Origin of the sequence: Eubacterium sp. AF15-50 (genome assembly GCF_934835595.1) — a bacterium.
GTDB classification, from domain to species: Bacteria; Bacillota; Clostridia; order Lachnospirales; family Lachnospiraceae; genus Eubacterium_G; species Eubacterium_G segne.
This window is the reverse complement of sequence record NZ_CAKVZL010000003.1, coordinates 1-17,088: the sequence shown is the minus strand read 5'-3', so window position 1 is coordinate 17,088 and position 17,088 is coordinate 1. Positions and strand designations below refer to the sequence as shown.

The window sequence follows — 17,088 nt, the reverse complement described above, 5'->3', positions numbered from 1 at the left end:
TTCTCCTTTAAATGCTTAGTCTTTTAACAGTTTCTAAATCCTCATCTTTTTTTACAAGCACACCTAAAAACGGAAGTTTTTTGTCTATATCCTCAGGATTTACACCGCCGATTGCAAGGGCTCTTAACCAGTCAATAAATTCAGATGTACTAGGTTTCTTCCTTATATCCCTGATATCCCTTATACGATAAAATGTGTCCAATGCCTGCTGAAGAAGATTTTCTTCAAGGTTTTCAAAATGGGCATCAACTATCTGTTTCATGAGCTTTTTATCAGGAAAACTAATGTAATGGAATATACAACGTCTTAAAAATGCGTCAGGTAGTTCCTTTTCTGCATTTGAAGTAATAATAACTATAGGTCTTATTTTTGCCTTTACGGTTTCCTTTGTTTCGTTAATGTAAAATTCCATTTTATCTAATTCCCAAAGCAAATCGTTAGGAAATTCCAAATCAGCCTTGTCTATTTCGTCAATAAGCAAAACCACCTGCCTGTCTTTCTTAAATGCCTCTCCTAATTTTCCAAGCTTAATGTATCTTCCTATATCATCTACACCTTCTACCCCAAACTGACTGTCGTACAATCTCTGGATGGTATCATAAATATAAAGACCATCCTGTGCCTTGGTTGTAGATTTAATATTCCATATAAGAAGCTCTTTGTCCAAAGATTTTGCCACGGCTTCTGCTAACATGGTTTTACCTGTTCCCGGCTCTCCTTTTATGAGAAGAGGTTTCTGAAGCTGCATTGCCACTTCAACAGATGCCATCAAATCATCTGATGCCACATAAGTATCTGTTCCCGTAAATTTTGTTTCTTTTGACATATTATTTTCCTTTCAGTTTTTAATGTGGTTTACATAATTTTAACATTCACATTGTTATTAATTTTTACTAAATTCCATAAATTCAAGCCCCTCATTTCTGTCTAAAGCCATTTTTATTGACCACTCATTAGTAAACAAAATAAGAGGATTGCCCTTCATGTCTTTTACTTTCTTTGTATCACTAGGACACTTTAAACTGTTAAGGTCAGTGCTTTGATCCTTAACCCATCGAATATAATTATAAGGAAGTGAATCCAATCTTACGTCACAGCCGTACTCATTTTCCATTCTGTATTTCAGCACGTCAAACTGAAGAACACCTACAACTCCTACAATTATTTCTGACATTTCCAAATTGTAGTCCTGGAAAATCTGAATTGCACCTTCCTGGGCTATCTGGGTTACACCCTTCATAAACTGCTTACGTTTCATGGAATCTAATGCCACTAATCTGCAAAAATGCTCCGGTGCAAATGTAGGGATGCCTTCATATGCGAACTTTCTTCCCGGTGAACAAATGGTATCTCCAATGGAGAAAATTCCCGGGTCGAAAACACCCATAACATCACCTGCATAGGCTTCATCTATTACTTTTCTGTCCTGGGCCATAATTTGCTGCGGACGGGATAATCTCATTTTTTTGCCACTTTGCACATGATATACATCCTTTGTGGCATCAAACTTTCCTGAACACACTCTCATAAAGGCAATTCTGTCATGATGTGCCTTGTTCATATTTGCCTGAATTTTGAAAACAAATCCTGAAAAAGGTTCTTCCACCGGGTCAATTAATCCTTCATTTGACATTCTAGGCAATGGAGATTCCGTCATTTTGAGAAAATGCTCTAAGAATGTTTCCACACCGAAAGTTGTAAGGGCTGAACCGAAAAATACCGGTGACAATTCTCCCTTATCTACAAGTTCCTGATCAAAAGGTTCGCTGGCTCCGTCAAGAAGCTCCGTATCCTCCATTAACTGGTCATACAAATCATCCCCTATTTCCGCCTTTAATGCCTCATCCTCTACGCTGTATGTAGTTTCTGCGGCACTTTTTGAGCCACCAACTGAAACTGCCTGAAACATTGACACATTCTTGGTGTTTCTGTCGTAAACTCCCTTAAATCTCTTACCTGAACCAATAGGCCAGTTAATAGGGCATGTTTTAATTCCCAACACATTTTCAATTTCTTCTAATAATTCATAAGGGTCTCTTGCCTCTAAATCCATTTTATTTATAAATGTAAAAATAGGAATGTGGCGCATTACACATACTTTAAAAAGCTTGATGGTCTGTGCCTCAACACCCTTTGACGCATCAATTACCATTACTGCTGAATCTGCTGCCATTAATGTACGATATGTGTCTTCTGAGAAATCCTGATGTCCCGGTGTGTCTAATATGTTAATGCAGTATCCCTCATAATCAAATTGAAGGGCTGATGATGTTACAGAGATACCTCTTTCCTTTTCTATATCCATCCAGTCTGAAACCGCATACTTTGAATTTGCCTTTCCCTTAACGGAACCTGCTGTATTTATGGCTCCTCCGTATAAAAGAAATTTCTCTGTAAGAGTTGTTTTTCCTGCATCCGGATGGGATATTATGGCAAAGGTTCTTCTGTTTTCTATCTGTTGCTTTATGTTTATATCCATTGTTAATCTCCATTCTTAGATTAATTTTTCCCTAATTAGGTGCCCTTTTCTGAATTCCGCTGTTTTTATGGAAAAAGCACCTCTAAAAGTATAACGTATATTTTATTTTCTGCCAACACTTATGTTAATATTTATGGTACTATAAAATAAACAGATATTTCTATAATTAAAAACAATGAAAGGGATTATTATATGAAAAAATATTTAATTCAGGTACCTATATTTGTAGGATTATGTATCCTTGTTCTTTTTGCTTTTAACCATTTAAAACATGAGCCTGTAACTGAGGTTGACCAGAAAGCTGACAATAGAATAACTGAAAAAGTGACCACTACTAATACTACTGTTTCTGAAACTACATCTTTAGAAGAAACCACATCCTCTGACACAACTATTACCCTTAGCTTTATTGGGGACTGTCTTTGTGCCACAGATGAAAATGCTTATTACGAAAATACTTTTAACGATGTGGCTGACGTAAAACCTGCTTCTTATTTTTTTGAAAAAGTAAGCTCTTATTTTCTTTCAGACGATTTCACCATTGGAGACTGCGAAAACGTGTTTTCTGACTCAAAGAATTTAAAGGTTAGCGACAAAGGTCAATATGCCGACCCGAAAGTTGAAGCTTATTGGTTTAAAAGTAAGGCAAAAAATGCCAATATTTTAAGGGAAGGTGGAATTGATTTTGTTTCTATTTCCAATAATCACATAAATGACTATGGTGCAAAGGGACATGAGGATACCCGCAATGCCCTTGATGCAGCCAACGTTAAATGGGGTGAGGAAGGGAAAATTGTCTACTACCAAAAAGATGGTTTTAAACTCGGAATAATATGTGCCAGCATGTATGGAACTTATGCTATTCCTTCCATTAAAGAGGCAGTGGATAAAGCATCTAAAAAAAGTGATTACCAGATTTTGTATTTTCATGGTGGAACAGAAGCCATCCATAAACCGGAGCAATGGAAAATCGATGCCTGCCGTAAACTTATGGATTATGGTGTTGATTTGATTATGGGAGACCATCCTCATGTACTTCAGCCTATGGAGAAATATAACAACAAAACTATTATTTATTCCCTTGGGAACTTTATTTTTGGTGGCAACCGCCACCCTGAAAACCGCACAATAATATATCAGCATACTTTGACTGTCAGAGACGGAAAGCTGACTAATGAAGCCGGTAAAATAATTCCATGCTACGTGTATACCGGAGATACCAACAATTGGCAGCCTGATATAATAAAGAATAAAACCGAAAAAAGAAAAGTTTTGCAGTTTATGAGTGGCAAAAGGGAGCTACCTTATTAGCCCGGTTTTTCCCCCGGCAATAAAAATCCCAATATTAAAGCGAGAATCAAAAATAAAAATATAGCCATACATATTCTGTAGCATATTTCACGCCTTTTACTTCTAAAAGTTTTTCTTGGCAATCTGCTTGCTATATCTGCAATATTGGTTAAATATATATACGGTATAATTACCGTTGCCTCAGCCACAATAGTTACCAGGATACTTCTAGGTATGTTCATACTCTTGTAGTCTAAAGCTACTGTAGCATAAATATATATTAACCAGACATACACAATGGTAGAAATAATCATTGGTACAATTTTTCTGCGCCTAAATCCTGGAATGGTATCCAGCAGATATTTAAACGTAATAGGTGGCAATTCCTTTTGAGGTGTATTTTTTGTTGAATTTTTCCCGGTCTTTTGACCTTTTTCCGGTTTCTTTAATAATTTCTTTTCAGGTTTGGATGAAGTTTCCGTTTTTTTTAATAAATCCACCTCAGGTTTGGATAAGGTTTCCGTTTTCTTTGGCGAAGTATCCAAAGTCTTTGGCATAATTTTGTCAGATTCATTGTGGCTTTCATCCATTTCCGCTACCTTAGATAATTCCACCATCAACTCATTTCAACTGATGAATTATTAAAAATACTAAAAAATTATAACAATATCGAAGAATTTATTGAAGATAACACTGAGGATATAAAAAATACCACCTTTGTACAATACATAACGGAATGTCTGAATAATTGCAATCTGACCAAAGCACAGGTCATAGAAAAATCCAATATTCAAAAAAATTACGCCTATCAGATTTTTAGTGGTTCCAAAAAACCTTCAAGAAATAAGGTTCTTGCCCTTTCCATTTCAATGGGATTAGATACCGATGCCACAAACCGACTTTTAAAATTGTCTGACCACAGCATTTTATATCCCCGTATTAAGCGTGACAGCATAATCCATTTTTCCTTAGAACAGCATTACAATTTAATTGATACCAACATTCTTTTACATGACATGGAGGAGAAAATTATCGAATAATTGCTAAATTATGCTGCCGGCATAACATTTCTTCCATACTGTAGGCTAAAATTTCCATATGTTTTAAAGAGTGAACTAATAATAAGGGAAAGGATAAAGCAAACACATTTTTCACTCTAAGTGTTTGTGTCTTTCACAGCAGACTTTATGCATTAGAAAGACTAGGTATAAGTTATGGAAGAAAAAAAGAAAAAATCAAAGTTGAAATGGATTATTATTGTGATTGTGGCAATTGCAATAATTGCAGCAGTTGCCGGTGGTGGCTCTGATGACAGCGTTCATCAGGTTAAAACTGATTCTAAAGATTCAAAGGTTACTAATGATAATTCCAAAAAAGAGGAGAAAGAAACTGAAGCCAAAACCAGTTTCAAGGTAGGTGAAACTGCTGAATACAAAGATGTTCAGGTAACTCTTGAAAAAGTAATTATTTCAAAGGGCGATGAAATTATCCAGCCTGATGAGGGCAAAGAATTTGCTATTTGCATTTTTAAAATCCAAAACAATTCCGACAGCTCTATCACCATGAGTTCTATTGCTTCTTTTGAAGCATATTATGATGATACTTCAATGAATGAAGATATTATGGGTCTTCAGGCTCCTGAAGCAAAGAAATATAATCAGCTAGACGGTGACATTGCTGCCGGCAAAAAAATGGAAGGTGTCATTGCATACCAGGTTCCAACTGACTGGAAGGAAATAGAAATAAATGTTTCACCAAGTTTCTGGTCTTCAAAGGATATCCAGTTTATTGCTACTAATAAATAGGATATGGCAAATAAATAATGTTAAAAAAACAACATCTGCCCCGGGGTGGATGTTGTTTTTGATTGTCTAACCTAATCTGCCTTTATTATCCTGAACAGCCTTTCGGCTGCCCTTTTTAAGTAAACCTGTGCATTTTTCATAGCATCTGATATGTCAATTACATCACATACACATGCCTGCATGCCGGTAACCCCCATGTCATATAGTTCTTCCAAATCACCGCTGAGACTACCTGACAGCACATACAGCGGTGTTTTATTTTCCTTGCATCTTTTGGCAATTCCTGATACAACCTTTCCACCGGCTGACTGTTCATCAGTTCTTCCTTCTCCGGTAATTACCATATCTGCATCCTTAATCAAATTGTCAAAATCATTTAAGTCCAGTAAAACCTGTATTCCTGACTCCATTTTTGAATTGGTAAAGGCGTACAATGCAGCTCCCATTCCACCGGCTGCTCCCATTCCCGGAAGACTGGAAATATCTCTGCCTAAAAATTTACTTAAAACTTTGCTATAATTAAGCATTCCCCTTTCAAGCCTGTTTGCAATTTCATCATCAGCACCCTTTTGCGGGCCAAAAACATAGGTTGCACCCTTTTCTCCCGTAAGAGGATTTGTTACATCACACATAACAGTAAACTTAGCCTTTTTAAGTTCAGGCATAACCGACTTATCATCAATCGCCACAACCTTCTCCAAATCCCCACCGGTTCCTTTTAGTTCGTTGCCATTTTGGTCTAAAAACCTATATCCTAACATAGTCATGGCTCCCATTCCACCGTCATTTGTGGCACTTCCACCTATTCCTATGTATATGTTCACTGCTCAATTTTTCAGTGCATCAGCAATTAACTGCCCCGTTCCCTTTGATGTAGCATTTAAAGGATTCCTCAGCTTTGATGGTACCAAAGTAAGACCTGAAGCCTCAGCCATTTCTATAACTGCAACATCCTTTTTCATAATATATGATGCTGTAATAACATTGCCTAAAGGGTCAGAAACTTTAACCTCTACCTTCCGGTAATCTTTGTCTGTTTCTAAAACCGCTGCCAGAGTTCCTTCCCCTCCATCGGCCATTTGTACTTTCTTAATATCACATTTTCCAAACACCTTTTGTGCCTGCTGTGCAACTATATTATTAACCTGTGTGGAACTAAGACTCCCCTTGTAGGAATCTGATGCCAAAACAATCTTCATAGGTTACTCCCTTTAACAAACTAATCTTTTTATGCTGATAACTGCTGCTGGTTTGCTTCCATTGTCATTATGTTATTGTTTATTGATATACATAATGGATATGATGTATCACCTGTTTTATATATATCAACTTTATCATGACTAACCCTTATTTCAAGCCTACAACCTTTGTACATTACCACAAACTCCATTTTTTTCCATTCCTTTGGAAGATGAGGGGTTATGTACAATGCACTATCATCAGCGGATACCCCTGCAAATCCCTGTATAAGGCAATTATAAATGCCTCCCATGGCTGCTGCATGTAGTCCGTCTGTGGAATCATATGGATTATCTACTAAATCCACCTCAAGTGCTTTTTTGAAGAAATTTTCTGCCATGTCCAACTCTCCAATATTAGCGCATGCCTGAGCGTGCGCACAGTAACTTAGGGATGAATCATGCAAAGTTCTTTTTTCATAGAACAAAACATTTTTCTTCACAATATCCGGGCTGTATAATTGTGGGAATAAATTCAACAGCATTACCACATCTGCCTGTTTTATTGCCTGCGTATCCACTACCTGATCCCTTGTGTAATCCAGTAACACCGACTGCTTTACCTGGGAATTTTTATATTTGTCAATATCAGGCAGCTCCTTCTTTGACAAAAATGTATCATCCTGAGGAATAATTCCATCTTTATTAACCTGAGGAATATATATATTTCGTACAAACTCTTCTAAACCTAAAATATTATCCTCATATTTTGTTTTATCACTTAACTTTTTATAATAGTTATTATCATTTTCTTTTAATTTCTTTAATTCTATTAACGTCTGTCCCACACAATACTTAGCCATATAGTTAGTAAATGTATTATTATCAATATGTTCATCGTATTCATCAGGACCTATTATATCCAATATTTCTAAACGGCCATTTTTTTCTACACTTCTGCTCTCCCAGAATTTAGATATTTCAATTAACATTTCATATCCATATTTGTGCATAAATTCTTCGTCTTTAGTCATATGGTAATAGTTTATTATGGCATAGGCAATATCGGCACTAACATGATGCTCCTTCCTGCCTGACCATACCGGATTAGCTTTTCCTGTTTCTATGTTAAGTGCTGCAAACAAAGGAGTTTCTTCCTTTCCTTCAAAGGCACTTTCCCATGGATACATCGCTCCTTTATAGCCGTATTCTTTTGCCTTTTTAAATGCTCCTGAAAGACCATTATATCTGTATATAAGTAATCTTTTTGCCATTTCAGGATTGGTATAGCAGAAAAACGGCAACATATATATTTCAGAATCCCAAAATACATGCCCCTTATATCCTTCACCTGAAAGACCTTTTGCTGCAATACTCACTCTATCCGTATCTTTTGGTATCATTCCAAACAACTGTAACTGTGAGTACTTTATTGCCGCCTCGTCCTCTACTGATATGCCATCTATTTTTATTTCTGCATTTTTCCAAAACTTATAGACTTCCTGTAAATGCTCATCAAAAAGCTTTGCAAATCCTTTTTTTCTGTTTTCAATTATTCTGCTTATTTTATCTGTTTTTGTAATATCCGGTTCTTCCACATTGGTAAATACCATTGCATATTTTGTTAGTGTAACCGGTTTATTTTTTACTAATTTTATTTTTCTTTTTTCGTATATGCTTCTTCTTTCAAGACCGTAATTTTTAGCGTCATCTGTTCCTTCATAATCTAGTGCCATCATTATATCAATTTCTGAATCATCTGTATTCCCAATATACTCCATAACAGTATTATTGTGTACCCTGCACTCAGTTCTTCTAATATGTGCCACACCGCTGTTTGTCATCTGTCCGTTTATGCCTACCTTTACAGCCATATCTAAATCATTTCCATCAGCTAATGTTATTACCAACTGTTGGCAAAACAGATGTAAATCACTGTAAGAAACAAATCGTCTTGATTTTATATTTATTATATTATTTTCTAAGAGAAAATCACACTGAAAAACCAGCTCTCCCGTTTCCACATTAAACTTTCTGTTGTAATTTTCTATTTTACAGGTATCTAAGCTTATGACCTTTCCCTTTGTGGTAATATAAACCTCTGACAAATTAGGACAATTAATCAACTCAACAACTTCATCCTTTGTTGCCTTTGAAAAAAAACCTCTCACAAACATTCCCTTACATTCCGCAATTGTGGGAAAATCCTGTGTTCCTCTTATTCCCATGTACCCATTTTCTGTTGTAAATACGGATTCCGATTTTTTTGTATATTTCTGCCTATATTTATTTTCTTCTATCCACAATCCGGTGGAATCTCTCTTCGTATCATAATAGTACATATTTTTCACCTGTGCCTTTCTATAGAAAAACAGGCTCCTTCTTCTCTGCCGACTTATATAATGCTTCAATTATCATCTGAATGTATGCACCTTCCCCGGCTTTCACTAAAACTTCTTCTTTACCTTCTATTGCATCAATGAAGTTTTCTAAAGCTTTGTTGTGCAAATCTCCATCACTAATGTAAGGATAATTTACAGCCTGATAATTTCTATTGGATCCACTATAAATTTCCAGTGGAAATAAGGATGCACCTAACTCATCTCCATAAACCTTCACAGCCCTCACATCCTTTTCTTTCATATTAAGAGCAAATGTAGTTTCTATTCCTATACCGGTTCCGTCTTCAAATACAATGTTTCCAAAAAGTCCGTCTTCAACAGTGTATTTTTCCGGATTCCACGAACCCATAAGTCCGTTACTTTGTTTGGTTCCTATTAAATTTGAGCTTATTGCCGATACATAGGAAACCTTTTTATAGTCAAGAAGATATAATGCTATGTCTAACATATGGGCACCTATATCTATAAGGGGTCCTCCCCCCTGCATATCTTTACTTATGAAATTACCCCAGCCTGGAACTCCTGCCTTTCTAAGCCACTGTACTTTAGTATAGTATATTTGTCCCATTTTACCATTTTCTATTAAATCCTTTAAAATAGCCACATTTGTTCCATGTCTGAAATGAAAATCATATGTCAGTATTAGTCCTTTAGATTTAGCTTTATCAGCCATCTCCTTAGCCTGACTATAAGAAATTGCAGGTGGCTTTTCGCACATTACGTGACATCCTCTGTCTAATGCATCCATTACAATTGGATAATGAAATTTGTTTGGTACGCAAACACTTACTGCATCAGGATTACATTTTTCCAATAATTCTAAGTGAGAACTACAACTAAAGGGAATGTCAAAATCCTTTGCCACTTTACCTGCCACATTTTCATATGTATCGCTTACTCCCACAATTTCCACATTTTCCATGGATTTAAATGCCGGAATGTGTGTTGTCTGTGCAATTTGTCCTGCACCTATTATAGCCACCTTTATCTTTCTCATATATTTACCTCGCAAATCTGTTATACGTGGGAGATTTTATCTCCCACATAAAATTTCCTTATTATTTAAGGCATTCCTTAACAAAAGCACTTGACTCCTTACATACTTCCACAGGGTCGCCTCTTAATCTTCCTTCAAAAATAATTGGTCCATCGTAACCTATTTCTTTTAATGTATCAAAATGCTTTTTGAAATCTATTGAACCTGAACCCGGCTGATATCTCTGATTGTCAGCTATATGAACATGTCCAATATAATCCTTTGACTCTCTAAGCGCCTGAGATATATTATCCTCCTCACGGTTCATATGATAAAAATCACAGGTTGTCTTAACATTTGTGAATTTTCCATTATCAATAATTTCTCTTGCCTGACTTTGAAGGTTAAGCATATGATCCTGATACTGATTAAGCGGCTCTAAATAAATGTATACGCCATACTGTCTTGCCACGGGATCTAATTCCTTTAATGAATCCATTATTGCCTTAATATCACCTTCATGACTTCTTGGTGGTACATGTGGCGGCAATCTGAAAGTAAACATTCCCCATGCTGCCGGAATAACAACTCCTGTTCCACCAACTTCTGCTATACATCTTAATATTTCCTTTAAATCGGTAACTCCATTAAGCCTTCTTTCTTCTATGAAATCACCAATCCATCCTCTATATCCATTACATGCTGTTGTAACGGGAACTTTTGTCTTCTCAACTGCATCCTTTATTTCCGCAGTTTTTTCAACTAATTCCTTACCATCCACCTCATAGCAGTCATATCCTAATTCTTTAATATAATTAAGTCTGTCCACAAAATTTCTCGGAAAGAAATCTCTATCCTGTGTTCCATATAACATTTTAAGCACCTAACCTTTCATTATTATTTGTCAAAAGTAACACCCATTTTGATACTTAATTCAGGATCCTGATCAACATATTTCATAAATCCTTCTGCTGATTCTTCAAATGGTACTATAGGATCAATAATATCCTCGCAATTCAAATAACCGCTCATAAGCATGTTCCATACAACGTCTTCAATACGTTTTCTTGTCCATCTCGGATATTCCGGAAGAGGTTCTGAGCATGCTCTTGAGAAAACAATTTTTCCCTGATTGAAATGACCTTCCTGTCCAAGCCATAAGCCCGCCGGGAATGGTTTTGCAAAGGCAACATATGCTATTGTTCCATTGTATGCAAGTCCTTTAATAGATGCCTGAAGAGCATGTACATTTCCTGATGTCTCAATAATTGCATCAGCACCCATCTTATCTGTAAGTCTCTTTATTTCCAAACCCGCATCACAGGCTGTGCTGTCTAATACATAATCTGCTCCAAGCTTTAATGCTACATTTCTTCTCTTTTCAATAGGATCAACACCAATAACAACTGCTGCTCCTAATTTTACACACATCTGAAGTGCAATCATGCCAATTGCTCCAAGACCAACTACAACAACGTTATCTCCCGGTCTTACATTAGCATCTCTTACACCTGCTAAAGCAAACTGTGCCGGATCATAACATATGGCATTTTTTGCTGATGCATCCTTGCTCATTTTTCTAAGCTTATAATTGTCAACTGCGTTCACTATCTGTGTTTCCTTTATTGGTCCGTATGAACAAACTCTGTCACCTACCGCATATTCCGTAACGTCTGCTCCTATTTCAGTGATAGTTCCCACAAACATATTTCCTAATGGTAAATCACCAAATTCAATTCCTCTTGGTTCATCTGCTGCTCTTTCCTTAAAGACTCTCCATTCTTCGTCAAATTTTCCGTCTTTAAATGGAGTTACATCTCTGAAATCTGCCAATTCAGTACCGTGCTTTGGTGCTGCAAATTCAACCTTAACCTTTGCTTCATTTGCCTTAATAGGTCTGTCTTCATAATCCTTTAATTCTGCTACTCTAGGTGCAGTTGCAACTAACTTCTTCATTTTAATACCTTCTCTCCTTTATTTAACCTTTAACTCCGCCTGCTGTTCTTCCACTCTTTATTAATGTCTGGCTTATACCATACATAATAACGATAGGTAATGAGGACATAATTGATGCTGCCATCATTCTTCCCCAAATATAATCAGGTGTGTTAAACAGTGAATTCAATCCTATTGTAATTGTCATTTTATCCGGTGAATCTAAGAAGATTGATGCGAATAAAACGTCGTTCCATGCAATCATAAATGCATAAACGAAAACTGAAATTAATCCTGAAATTGAAAGCGGAACCACGATTCTGAATATTACTCCAAATCTTGATAATCCATCCACTCTTCCTGCTTCCTCAAGTTCATCAGGAATTGTTTCAAAAAAGCTTCTTGTCATATAAATTGCAGTTGGAAGTGTCTGTATTATCATACAAATAATTACCGCTTCATGACTGTTTCTCAATCCAATTGACGAAAGCAATTTATATAAAGGAACTATAAGTAATATTCCCGAAAACATATATACAAAGAAAAATACTTCGGTTATTACTGATTTTCCTTTAAATTTCAATTTAGCTAATGCATATCCTCCAAGTATTCCTAAGAATACAACTATTGCTGAGGTAGTAAGAGAAATATACATACTGTTCTTAAAATGTTTTAAAAATGGGAATATTCCCGGATTAAAAATATCTTCCATATGTTTAAAGGTAAATGACTTTGGTATAATTGTCGGTGGAAAACCTATTGTTTCTGCCGTGGACTTAAAAGCCACACTTACCATCATAATAAATGGAAATAATATTATTAAAAGTATGATAATTAAAGCAGTGTAAAATAATATATTGTTCCTGACTTTTCTTTTAGTCCTCGTCATTTTTGAACACCACCTTTCTTATCAGCATAACCATTGCAAAAATAAATACAAACAGTACAAGGGAAATAGCTGCTGCCTTTCCGAAATTATGTGTTGAGAATGCCATATCATACAGATATACACCTAAAACATCTACCTGACTTGTAAGTAACTTAACTTCTGCGTAAATGTAGAACGCCCAAATCATTCTAAGGCTTACAACTGTTACCATTGTAGGCTTTATTGCCGGATATGTTACCGCTTTGAATTTCTGCCATTTTGAAGCACCATCTATATCTGCTGCTTCATACAAACTTTTGTCTATAGAAGTCATTATTGCCACAAATGACATATACGCATATGGGAAGAATCTCCAAACATTAAACAAGGCTACTAATACAAATGCACTCACCGGGCTGTCAAACCACAATGGTGCTTTATCTACCACATGTAATATATCAACCAGAAAATAGTTTATTATTCCATATATATTGTTAAACATATATCTCCAGCAGAAAATCAAACATACCGAGGGTACTACATATGACAGAATAACTAAAGCATTTACCAGTTTTTTGCCAACAAATTCTCTGTTTAAAAAGCATGCCATGGCTAATCCTAAAATGGTACTTAATACAACTACAACAAATGTAAATGCTATGGTAATAAGTACACTTGAATAAAACTCCTTATCTGCAAGTACCTCTTTAAAATTATCAAGTCCCACAAAAACGGATTCAAGTTTTGGATTAAGTGGTACTTTCTGTACGCTTATCATTATGTTGTAAATCATCGGATATCCGATTAATGCAACCAGTAAAATAATACTTGGAGCTAACAATGTATATGCAAAAGCGTTCTGACTTTTTCTTATTTTCTTTAACATATAAGACTCCTTCTTTTAAAAGAGGGCCTTTTATTCAGCCCTCTTTTCTAAACTAAACTATTTTGCAAGTTTTTCTGCCTCAGACTGAGCATTCTTAAGTTCTTTTGAGATATCAGCTTTCTGTACTAAGATATTATTAAGTGCTTTGCTTAATACACCTGAGTTTGTGATATCGCCCATAGCCATAAAGTTCTTGCCGTTTACACTTCCGAATAACTGAAGATTATCAAAAGCTGTTCCAACATTATCAAGAAGGTGTGCGTATGGCTTAATTAATTCATTATCTGCATATGCCGGATCATCTGCAACTGCTGATAATACAGGCTGAACTCCGCCAGGTGCCATCTCTAACCATGCTTCATTGTTTTCTTTTTCCATTAAGAAGCTTACAAACTTCTTAGCTGCTTCTGTTTCTGCGTCACTGATAGTATTTGAAATTGATAAAACTTCAATACAACCATATGCTGCTGATGTAGTCTTTGTAGGTACTGCTAACTGAACATCCTCAAGGAATCCTGCATCTTTACATCCTCCAAGAATATACGTTGAATACATACACATTGGTGTATTCTTTCCAACGAAAGCATCCTTAACATCTGCAACCTCTGTTGAACCGGGCATTGAATACTGTGATAATTCCTTGTAGAACTCAGCTGCTTCTTTCATCTTATCTGTGTCAATTGTTATATTTCCGTTTTCATCAAAAGCATTTGCTCCATTTGATAATGCGAACTGTGAGAATACCTGCTCTGTAAATGCTGAATCAGATGTTGGAAGAGCTATACCATACTGTTTCTTTGATGGATTATAAAATGCCTTAGCTATTTTAATTACATCATCCCAGTTCTGTGGTAAATCAAATCCTTTTTCCTTTAACATTTTTGTATTACACCAAATACCCTGAACCCATCCTGATACAGGAACACCAACATAATCTTTTCCGTCTTCTGTCTTTATTACTTTAAGAGCTCCATCAAAATAAGCATCTTCTCCTACTGAAGCTATAACGTCATCTGCTGCCTGTGTGTTTATGAACTGATTCTTTACGCTTGTTTTTGCCTGATCCTGACTAAATTCAATAACAGCCGGAAGTTCTCCGTTACCACCTAATGTAGTAATCTTGCTATCGTAATCATCTTCTCCTACAGGCATCTGTTCAACCTTGATGTTTGGGTTTTCCTTTTCAAATTTCTTAATAACTTCTGAAAGAACATCCTGTCTTTCCTGTTCTACCTGCATGTGCATAAACTGGATTTTTACTGTTTCATCCTTTGCACTGCTTTCCTTCTTTTCACTGCTGCTTCCGCAACCTGCAAACAATGTTGCAACCATAGCTAATGATAATGCTGTTGCTAATACCTTTCTCTTCATCATAATAATCCTCCTTTGTTTTAATTATCTTCCAGTATCCACATACTCTGTAAAGGTTTAAGGGTTATGGTTCCATTAACCTTTTCTGCGCTTAAAAGGTCTGTTCCCTTAAATTCAAGAGCTGTTACGATTTCCTCTGAAGATACATTAATTACTGCTAATATTTTCTTCCCACCGTCCATATATCTTTCCAGTGCGAAAATATGTGAGTCCACATTTAAAATTCTCTGATGTGCCTTCGGCGAAAACTGTTCGTGCACTTTTCTAATATTCAGTCTTCTTATCATTTCATTAAAAATAGTGGCTCTGTTTGTATTACATAAAAGCTGTTCTTCTAATTTTTCCAAATCCAGTTTCTGTCTGTTTATTCTTCTTGGAATATTAGAAGTTTCCCTTCCATAGTAATCATTCCTTGAACCCAGCAAACTATGAATGTATATGCCGGGCAGTCCCTGCATTGACATAAGTATTGTTTCTGCTGCCATAAACCTGCCAATTCTTACTTCATCACTGTCTTCCGGTGATGCCAACGCATCCTGATAATTAATGTTTAGCTCATAGGGACTTTTAGTTCCGTCCCCATTGTCTTTATAAGATACAACCCCACCATTAGTTAAAGTTGCATCAATTAAAACCTGTCTCTCTTCATCATTTAATATTCCCTCTACCGGTCTTACACCTATTCCGTCATGAGAACTTAAGAAATTAAAGAATGTTGTATTCTCTCCCGGTTCCTCAAGACCTTTTGCCCACCGGGTAAGTTTTGTGGCATCTCCTGTAATAAGTGAATACATTGTAAGAGGTGGAAGCGGAAACTGATAAACTAAATGTGCCTCGTCCCCGTTTCCGAAATAACTTATATTTTGCTCATGTGGTATGTTTGTCTCTGTTATGAAATACACACCCGGTGCATATTCCTCTAAAATTCTTCTATACGACTTCACTACCATATGAGTTTCTTCTAAGTTAAGACATGTTGTTCCCGGTTCTTTCCAAAGAAATGCTATGGCATCCAATCTTATGAATTTTGCCCCATTCTTTGCATAAAACATTAAAACGTCCAATATCTCACTGTAAACATCTATACATTTATAATTTAAATCTATCTGGTCTTCACTAAAGGTTGTCCATATGTACCTGCTACCTCTGTTAGTTTCAAACTTTGTAAGTAGCGGTAAAGCCCTAGGTCTGGTTACCTTTGAATAATCGACATCCGGATCACATTCAATGAAATAATTCCTATAAGGATCCTCTCCTGTCAAATACTTCTTAAACCAATCACTTTTAGCTGATATATGGTTTATAACCCCATCAAACATTAACTTATAATCATCAGAAAGACTGTTTACATCCTCCCAATTTCCAAGGGAGGGATTTATTTCCTTATAATCTACTACCGAAAATCCATCATCTGATGTGTATGGATACATAGGCAATATATGTATTGATGAAATTGCATCCTTCACATGTTTTTTCATAAACTTATGAAGTGTCTTAATCCCTGCCTCATTTTTATCTGTAATTGAATCTCCGTATGTAATAAGCATGGAATCTGTTTCGTCTAACCATGTTTTCTTTGTATCCAGATATCCGTATTTATTTAAAACCCTGTCTATGCGGTCATACAGATTTTCAATAGTTTTCCCATCTTTGTATATTATTTTGTAATATTCATATAAATCTTTTCTTAATAAATCATTCATTTTGTACTTCCTAAATCAGGTAGATTCCCTTTCAATAACAGATGGTAAAAATACCGATGTTTTTCTGTTTCCAAGGTCCTCTCCATCTATTAATTTTGTGAGAAGTTCAACACATTCCCTTGCCATGGATTCAAAATCCTGGTCAACTGTGGATATTCTCGGATGAAGGTAATTTCCCATAGGGATATTATCTAC

At 35.9% G+C, this 17,088-nt stretch carries 15 protein-coding genes and 1 pseudogene; 3 read left to right on the top strand and 13 right to left on the bottom strand.

The window, feature by feature from the left end:
• Positions 1 to 7 precede the first annotated feature (7 nt).
• Positions 8 to 826 carry a MoxR family ATPase gene (locus Q5O73_RS00800; RefSeq protein ID WP_118589683.1) on the bottom strand — a complete coding sequence of 273 codons (819 nt, stop codon included), beginning with the start codon at positions 824 to 826 and terminating at the stop codon, positions 8 to 10.
• A gap of 57 nt (positions 827 to 883) precedes the next feature.
• A complete protein-coding gene (locus Q5O73_RS00795) occupies positions 884 to 2,479 on the bottom strand; it encodes a peptide chain release factor 3 (protein ID WP_118589684.1) in 1,596 nt (531 codons plus the stop codon).
• Between the two features lie 192 nt (positions 2,480 to 2,671).
• On the opposite strand from Q5O73_RS00795, the gene Q5O73_RS00790 reads away from it, so the two are divergent.
• On the top strand, positions 2,672 to 3,790 hold the full coding sequence (locus tag Q5O73_RS00790) for a CapA family protein (protein ID WP_302668825.1): 1,119 nt from the start codon (positions 2,672 to 2,674) through the stop codon (positions 3,788 to 3,790).
• On the opposite strand, the gene Q5O73_RS00785 is transcribed toward Q5O73_RS00790, so the two are convergent.
• Complete coding sequence (locus Q5O73_RS00785) at positions 3,787 to 4,359, bottom strand: hypothetical protein (RefSeq protein ID WP_302668824.1); 573 nt, start codon at positions 4,357 to 4,359, stop codon at positions 3,787 to 3,789. The two genes, Q5O73_RS00790 and Q5O73_RS00785, sit on opposite strands and share 4 nt — an antisense overlap.
• 279 nt (positions 4,360 to 4,638) lie before the next feature.
• Between Q5O73_RS00785 and Q5O73_RS00780 the strand changes: the two genes are divergently transcribed.
• Positions 4,639 to 4,809 (top strand): hypothetical protein, encoded by a 171-nt coding sequence (locus Q5O73_RS00780; protein ID WP_302668823.1) that lies wholly within the window; start codon positions 4,639 to 4,641, stop codon positions 4,807 to 4,809.
• A 174-nt stretch (positions 4,810 to 4,983) separates the two neighbouring features.
• On the top strand, positions 4,984 to 5,574 hold the full coding sequence (locus tag Q5O73_RS00775; RefSeq protein ID WP_302624050.1) for a DUF5067 domain-containing protein: 591 nt from the start codon (positions 4,984 to 4,986) through the stop codon (positions 5,572 to 5,574).
• 71 nt (positions 5,575 to 5,645) lie between these two features.
• Here the strand turns inward: Q5O73_RS00775 and Q5O73_RS00770 are convergent.
• The 10 genes and pseudogenes from Q5O73_RS00770 to Q5O73_RS00725 form a co-directional block, all read right to left on the bottom strand.
• Positions 5,646 to 6,773, bottom strand: a pseudogene (locus tag Q5O73_RS00770) (glycerate kinase).
• Between the two features lie 29 nt (positions 6,774 to 6,802).
• Positions 6,803 to 9,094 (bottom strand): glycosyl hydrolase family 65 protein, encoded by a 2,292-nt coding sequence (locus Q5O73_RS00765; RefSeq protein ID WP_302668822.1) that lies wholly within the window; start codon positions 9,092 to 9,094, stop codon positions 6,803 to 6,805.
• A gap of 19 nt (positions 9,095 to 9,113) precedes the next feature.
• Positions 9,114 to 10,151 (bottom strand): Gfo/Idh/MocA family protein, encoded by a 1,038-nt coding sequence (locus tag Q5O73_RS00760; protein WP_021952536.1) that lies wholly within the window; start codon positions 10,149 to 10,151, stop codon positions 9,114 to 9,116.
• Between the two features lie 61 nt (positions 10,152 to 10,212).
• Positions 10,213 to 11,004 carry a sugar phosphate isomerase/epimerase gene (locus Q5O73_RS00755; RefSeq protein WP_021952537.1) on the bottom strand — a complete coding sequence of 264 codons (792 nt, stop codon included), beginning with the start codon at positions 11,002 to 11,004 and terminating at the stop codon, positions 10,213 to 10,215.
• 23 nt (positions 11,005 to 11,027) lie between these two features.
• A complete protein-coding gene (locus Q5O73_RS00750) occupies positions 11,028 to 12,086 on the bottom strand; it encodes a zinc-binding alcohol dehydrogenase (protein WP_302668821.1) in 1,059 nt (352 codons plus the stop codon).
• 22 nt (positions 12,087 to 12,108) lie between these two features.
• Positions 12,109 to 12,954, bottom strand: coding sequence for a carbohydrate ABC transporter permease (locus Q5O73_RS00745; protein ID WP_302668820.1), 846 nt, complete (start codon positions 12,952 to 12,954; stop codon positions 12,109 to 12,111).
• Positions 12,941 to 13,819: a carbohydrate ABC transporter permease gene (locus Q5O73_RS00740; protein WP_021952540.1), complete on the bottom strand. Its 879-nt coding sequence runs from the start codon at positions 13,817 to 13,819 to the stop codon at positions 12,941 to 12,943. The genes Q5O73_RS00745 and Q5O73_RS00740 overlap by 14 nt, the downstream gene beginning before the upstream one ends.
• A 57-nt stretch (positions 13,820 to 13,876) precedes the next feature.
• Positions 13,877 to 15,193, bottom strand: coding sequence for an ABC transporter substrate-binding protein (locus tag Q5O73_RS00735; protein WP_021952541.1), 1,317 nt, complete (start codon positions 15,191 to 15,193; stop codon positions 13,877 to 13,879).
• Positions 15,194 to 15,210: 17 nt separating this feature from the next.
• On the bottom strand, positions 15,211 to 16,893 hold the full coding sequence (locus Q5O73_RS00730) for a sugar phosphorylase (protein WP_021952542.1): 1,683 nt from the start codon (positions 16,891 to 16,893) through the stop codon (positions 15,211 to 15,213).
• A 15-nt stretch (positions 16,894 to 16,908) separates the two neighbouring features.
• Positions 16,909 to 17,088: substrate-binding domain-containing protein (locus Q5O73_RS00725; protein WP_302668819.1), on the bottom strand; the 180-nt coding region annotated here is incomplete at its 5' end.

Bases quoted from the DNA above. Each gene is read 5' to 3' on its own strand.
- Q5O73_RS00800 (WP_118589683.1), bottom strand. From the start codon at position 826: ATGTCAAAAGAAACAAAATTTACGGGAACAGATACTTATGTGGCATCA.
- Q5O73_RS00795 (WP_118589684.1), bottom strand. From the start codon at position 2,479: ATGGATATAAACATAAAGCAACAGATAGAAAACAGAAGAACCTTTGCC.
- Q5O73_RS00790 (WP_302668825.1), top strand. From the start codon at position 2,672: ATGAAAAAATATTTAATTCAGGTACCTATATTTGTAGGATTATGTATC.
- Q5O73_RS00785 (WP_302668824.1), bottom strand. From the start codon at position 4,359: ATGGATGAAAGCCACAATGAATCTGACAAAATTATGCCAAAGACTTTG.
- Q5O73_RS00780 (WP_302668823.1), top strand. From the start codon at position 4,639: ATGGGATTAGATACCGATGCCACAAACCGACTTTTAAAATTGTCTGAC.
- Q5O73_RS00775 (WP_302624050.1), top strand. From the start codon at position 4,984: ATGGAAGAAAAAAAGAAAAAATCAAAGTTGAAATGGATTATTATTGTG.
- Q5O73_RS00765 (WP_302668822.1), bottom strand. From the start codon at position 9,094: ATGTACTATTATGATACGAAGAGAGATTCCACCGGATTGTGGATAGAA.
- Q5O73_RS00760 (WP_021952536.1), bottom strand. From the start codon at position 10,151: ATGAGAAAGATAAAGGTGGCTATAATAGGTGCAGGACAAATTGCACAG.
- Q5O73_RS00755 (WP_021952537.1), bottom strand. From the start codon at position 11,004: ATGTTATATGGAACACAGGATAGAGATTTCTTTCCGAGAAATTTTGTG.
- Q5O73_RS00750 (WP_302668821.1), bottom strand. From the start codon at position 12,086: ATGAAGAAGTTAGTTGCAACTGCACCTAGAGTAGCAGAATTAAAGGAT.
- Q5O73_RS00745 (WP_302668820.1), bottom strand. From the start codon at position 12,954: ATGACGAGGACTAAAAGAAAAGTCAGGAACAATATATTATTTTACACT.
- Q5O73_RS00740 (WP_021952540.1), bottom strand. From the start codon at position 13,819: ATGTTAAAGAAAATAAGAAAAAGTCAGAACGCTTTTGCATATACATTG.
- Q5O73_RS00735 (WP_021952541.1), bottom strand. From the start codon at position 15,193: ATGATGAAGAGAAAGGTATTAGCAACAGCATTATCATTAGCTATGGTT.
- Q5O73_RS00730 (WP_021952542.1), bottom strand. From the start codon at position 16,893: ATGAATGATTTATTAAGAAAAGATTTATATGAATATTACAAAATAATA.